This window comes from Stenotrophomonas sp. STEN054, from assembly GCF_056854535.1.
The window spans coordinates 1-839 of the sequence record NZ_JBXFWG010000112.1; the positions used below are offsets into that span (position 1 = coordinate 1).

Annotated in this window: 1 protein-coding gene; it reads left to right on the plus strand. The window is 60.4% G+C overall.

The window, feature by feature from the left end; all coding sequences use genetic code 11:
• Positions 1–88 precede the first annotated feature (88 nt).
• A complete protein-coding gene (locus AC1VXD_RS19845) occupies positions 89–451 on the plus strand; it encodes a DUF4189 domain-containing protein (protein WP_482993483.1) in 363 nt (120 codons plus the stop codon).
• The last annotated feature ends 388 nt before the right edge of the window (positions 452–839 follow it).

An 839-nucleotide genomic window follows, 5' to 3' on the forward strand; every position in this document is an offset into this window, starting at 1 on the left:
CCCCCCCCCGCCCCCCCCCCGCCCCCCCCCCCCCCCCCCCCCCCCCCCCCCCCCCCCCCCCCCCGGCGCAAATAACGACCTTCCGTCTATGCCTCCCCGGCAAACTGGTCGTTGGCATTCGCGATATGGAGCGATAGCTCAGTCCAAGAGCACCGCGGTTGCTGGCTCCTCGGTAGGTCGTGAAAGTGCCGAGGAGGCGCTAACGGAGGCGCTTGAACAATGCGGTGTGGAGGGGGCTAGGGACTGCGAGATATTGTTGACATATTCGAATCAATGTGCAGCCTCGGTGATTCCCAAGGTCGAGGGACCAGGCTCCCGCACGGGCCTTGCTGCGGGCAAGACGATTAGGCAGGCGAAGAAGAACGCTGAAGGTCTATGTAAAGCCCCAAAGGGCGGCAAGTGCGAAGTCTTCTATTCTGCTTGCAGCAACCCATTTTTCGAAAATTTTTGATTATCTGTATCACGCGTTGACTGGGCGCAGTCACCGGTTCGCCGGCAGTTCAACTTTCCAGTTCCGCGAGAGGCGGCATTAGGGCAGCGGTGCCCATGTGGATCCGGATGGCGATGTCAATACGGCAAGCTAGGCGCTGCAACGCGGCGGGACGGGCCTCATCCTCATCACGCTTATTCTGACCGGGCCGCCAATTGCGGCGACGTTCGTCCAAAGAACATTAGGCAGCTTCATGGCATAATCGCAGATAGGTGGCAGCGCGGTTCCTGCTTCGCCTTGAATCGCCCAGGCTTTTGTAGACAGTCGTCAGCCGTTTAGTGCGTACCGCTTCTCAAACTCTACCGGGGACAGCCCGTCGTTGGAACTGTGCCGCCGCTTTGGGTTGTAG